This is a genomic window from Pseudomonas brassicae (genome assembly GCF_010671725.1).
Taxonomy (GTDB): Bacteria; Pseudomonadota; Gammaproteobacteria; order Pseudomonadales; family Pseudomonadaceae; genus Aquipseudomonas; species Aquipseudomonas brassicae.
In genome coordinates, this window is record NZ_JAAHBU010000645.1 from 1 (window position 1) to 1058 (window position 1058).

Annotated in this window: 1 protein-coding gene; it reads right to left on the reverse strand. The window is 67.1% G+C overall.

The window, feature by feature from the left end; all coding sequences use genetic code 11:
* Positions 1-45: 45 nt before the first annotated feature.
* The gene (locus tag G3436_RS26890; protein WP_163951392.1) at positions 46-978 is read right to left on the reverse strand and encodes a 4-hydroxyproline epimerase; all 933 of its coding nucleotides are present in this window, start codon (positions 976-978) and stop codon (positions 46-48) included.
* Positions 979-1058 lie beyond the last annotated feature (80 nt).

Consider the following 1058-nt stretch of genomic DNA (forward strand, 5'->3'; position numbering starts at 1 on the left):
TGATGCCGGCGCCGACCACGATCACATCGGCGGCCTGGGCGGTGTTCACAGGCGGATGCCCCAGGCGAACGGGTCGTCCGGTTCGATGATCAGCGTGGCTTCGGCGCTGATATGGGCGCGCCCGCGGATGGTTGGCACGATGCGTTCGCCGGCGGTTTCGTACACGCCTTCGAACTGGCTGCCGATCACGCTGGCCTGGCGCCACACCTGTCCGGGTTGCAGCTTGCCGTCGGCGGCCAGGCAGGCCAGCTTGGCGCTGGTGCCGGTACCGCAGGGCGAGCGGTCGTAGGCTTTGCCGGGGCACAGCACGAAGTTGCGGCTGTCGGCGTGCGGGTCGTCGGCGAACAGCTCGATGTGGTCGATCAGGCCGCCGTCCTCGCCGCGCAGGCCCTGGTTTTCGAGGGCTTGTTGCACGGCCACGGTGTAGGTGGTGAGGGCGTCGAGGTTATCGCCGCCGATGTGCAGGCCGTGGTTGGCGATCAGGAAGAACCAGTTGCCGCCCCAGGCGATATCGCCGATCACTTCGCCGATGCCGGGTACCTGTATGGCCACGGCGTGACGGTAGCGGTAGGCAGGCACGTTGCGCACGCTGACCGAGCGGTCTTCGTGCAGGGTGGCCTGGACAGTGCCGACCGGGGTTTCGATGCTGTGGGTGCCGGGGCCGATCTTGCCCAAGTGTGCGAGTGATACCACCAGGCCGATAGTGCCGTGGCCGCACATGCCCAGGTAGCCAGTGTTATTGAAGAAGATCACCCCGGCGCAGGCGTTGGGGTCGACGGGTTCGCACAGCAGTGCGCCGACCAGCACATCGCTGCCGCGCGGTTCGAGCATACAGGCGGCGCGCCATTGATCGTGGTGTTCGGCCAGTTGTTGACGGCGTTCGGCCATGCTGCCGTTGCCCAGGTCGGGGAAGCCTGCGGTCACCAGCCGGGTGGGTTCGCCGCCGGTGTGGGAGTCGATCACGGTGATGCGTTTCATGGGTCGCGTCCGATGGGGGTGAGTGACTGCAAGGGTGGCGCGTGGTGGTGGGGTGCGTCTTGATGGAATTGTGCGGGGGG

Bases quoted from the DNA above. Each gene is read 5' to 3' on its own strand.
- G3436_RS26890 (WP_163951392.1), bottom strand. From the start codon at position 978: ATGAAACGCATCACCGTGATCGACTCCCACACCGGCGGCGAACCCACC.